Source organism: Enhygromyxa salina (genome assembly GCF_000737335.2).
GTDB lineage: Bacteria > Myxococcota_A > Polyangia > Nannocystales > Nannocystaceae > Plesiocystis > Plesiocystis salina_C.
The window spans coordinates 1-2,490 of sequence record NZ_JMCC02000243.1; the positions used below are offsets into that span (position 1 = coordinate 1).

A 2,490-nucleotide genomic window follows, 5' to 3' on the forward strand; every position below is an offset into this window, starting at 1 on the left:
CCTCTACACTAAATTCAGCAGGTCGGCGGTATCAAACTTCTTGGCACAGAGGGCTGACCCGACTGACGGGCGTGGTCCAGCGAAGCTATAGGCTCGACGACGTCACGAACTACTTCGAGTTCGCCGAGCTGCCCATGCTCGAGTTTGATTATAGCGAAGCCGTCGTGGATCCGACCCTGTATGAGATCAACGATCCCGGCACGCTGCGCAATTTGCCCAGCGGCGTCGACGGTCGCATGCATCGTTTCGTTGATCTGGATGGCGAGGGCCTCCCAGGCGTGATCACGGAGGCCGCGGGGACGTGGTACTTCAAGCGTGGTCTGGGCGACCGAAGGTTTGGTCCGATGGTCGCGTTGCCGTCTCGGCCGAGCACGCTCGGCGCGACATCCCGAAAACTGGAATCGGCACGGGCTACGGAGGGATGTTGAAGCTTTGGGAGGCCTGGTAAGCTTCTCCACTTGAGAGGACCAACGATGATCGTGACAGGCACTGAGCATAGCAAGACATCAACCGCGGCCATCATGCTCGCTATCGCTGCGACAGCCGTCGGGTGTACCAGGTCCTCTCCCGCGCGGAGTCAGCCGAACATGATCTACATCGCAGGCGGCAGCTTCGACGGTCGCGATATCGCCCCGTTCTACCTCGACGAGACAGAGGTCACGGTCACGGCGTTTCGAGAGTGGGAGCGTGCATCGAGTTGGACGGGCTGTGGAGTCAGCGATGAGGCTCTCCGTGGGGATGTCCCTGTCGAGGTCGTCTGGGACCGCGTCGAGGCCTACTGTGAGTGGCGAGGCGCACGTGTTCCGACTGAGTGGGAGTGGGAGTGGGCAGCGCGCGGGCGAGAGGAGGCGCGCAAGTTTCCATGGGGCTCCGAAGATCCGTCTTGCGTCCATGCGATCGTCGAGTTTGGCTGCGACAAAGACGAGCTGTGGCCAGTTGGGAGCAGGCCGGCAGGCAACAGTCGAGACGGGTTGAAGGACATGGCTGGCAACGCGGAGGAATGGACCAGTGGAGTAGGCGAGGACGGTAACGAGATCGGGGTGCTCCGCGGTGGGAGCTACAGGTCACAGACGGAACTCCTCGTTTTTACACAGACAAGCTCTCGCTTCCCCGTCCCGAGCGGGGCGGCGCTTGGGGGCATTCGCTGCGCCAGGTAAAGTGCGAAGAACTCTGGACTCGGAGTCTTCCTAGGCCGGCCAGCAGGGAACTCTGGACTCGGAGTCTTCCTGGGAACTCCGGACTGGAGTCTTCCTGGGAACTCCGGACTGGGGTCTTCCTGGGAACTCTGGACTCGGAGTCTTCCTAGCCGGCCAGCAGGCGGAGGCCCGAGGTAGGCCCACCCGCCCCCGCTCGACTCACAACTTCGCGCCCAATTCCGCCCAGCGAACCCAAGAATCGAGCCGAGCTACCTTCAACCCCAAGCTCAACGCCGCCGAACCAATACACGACGGCAGGATGGCTCACGCGACCCCGCCATCCCCTATCCACCGCTTGTTATGGCGCCTGCGCAGCCACTTCGACGCCCGCAAACCGCCGCAGCCAACAAGGGGAACGTACTCAAGGCGTACGAACCCTACTACTCGAGCACGCCCGATTACGAGGACGAAGCCGAGCTGGTCGAGCAAGGGGTGACCGCGCTCAATCATCATGACCCGCTGGGCCGGTTGGTCCGCACGGACCTGCCGAACGGGACCTACGCCAAGGTCGAGTTCACGCCATGGGCGCAGACCAGTTTTGACCCGAACGACACTGCGACCGACAGCGATTGGTACGATGCGCGGATCGGCTACGGTGGCGGTGATGTCGGGTTGCAGGCGGAGAAGCGGGCGGCGGAGCTCGTCGAGGACCACGAAGAGACGCCGAGCGTGGTGCACCTCGATGTGCTCGGGCGGCCGTTCTTGTCGATCGCCCACAACAAGGACCTGGTTGGCGACTCGGAGTACTACACGACTGAGTCTGTGCTGGACATCCAGGGGCAAGTGCTCGAGGTGATCGACGCGCGGAACAACACGGCCGAGGCTCGGACGTACGGGATGCTTGGGCAGTCGCTGGTGGTCAGCAGCGAAGACGCTGGGGACCGGTGGACGCTGCTGAACGCGCTGGGGCAGCCGATGCGCAGCTGGGACAGCCGCAGCCAGCGCTTCTCCTACTCGTACGACACTCTGCGCCGGCCCGTGGACCGGACGGTGAGCGTCTCGGGTGGGTCGGAGAAGTTGCTGGGGCGCATCGTGTATGGCGACTTACTGTCTTCGCCGGAGGACACGAATCACGTTGGTCGGGTGTATCGCGTGTACGACGGCGCTGGCGTGGCGACTACGGTGGAATTCGACTTCAAGGGCAACCCGGTCGAGGAGCAGCGGCAGCTGGTCACCAGCAAGACGACGCAGCCGGACTGGAGCGCGCTGCTGGGCCAGAGTACAATTGCCGCGATGGCGACCGCCGCGACCTCGCTGCTCGACTCCGAGACGTTCTCGGCGAGCAGTCAGCGTG

The 2,490-nt window shown here is 63.5% G+C and carries 2 protein-coding genes and 1 pseudogene; all 3 read left to right on the forward strand.

Annotation, left to right across the window (positions count from 1 at the left end; genetic code table 11):
• Positions 1 to 71: 71 nt before the first annotated feature.
• Positions 72 to 428 carry a hypothetical protein gene (locus DB30_RS40585; RefSeq protein WP_052559482.1) on the forward strand — a complete coding sequence of 119 codons (357 nt, stop codon included), beginning with the start codon at positions 72 to 74 and terminating at the stop codon, positions 426 to 428.
• Between the two features lie 159 nt (positions 429 to 587).
• On the forward strand, positions 588 to 1,157 hold the full coding sequence (locus tag DB30_RS40590) for a formylglycine-generating enzyme family protein (protein WP_165704187.1): 570 nt from the start codon (positions 588 to 590) through the stop codon (positions 1,155 to 1,157).
• 339 nt (positions 1,158 to 1,496) lie between these two features.
• Positions 1,497 to 2,490, forward strand: a pseudogene (locus DB30_RS40595) (SpvB/TcaC N-terminal domain-containing protein); the annotation flags it as partial.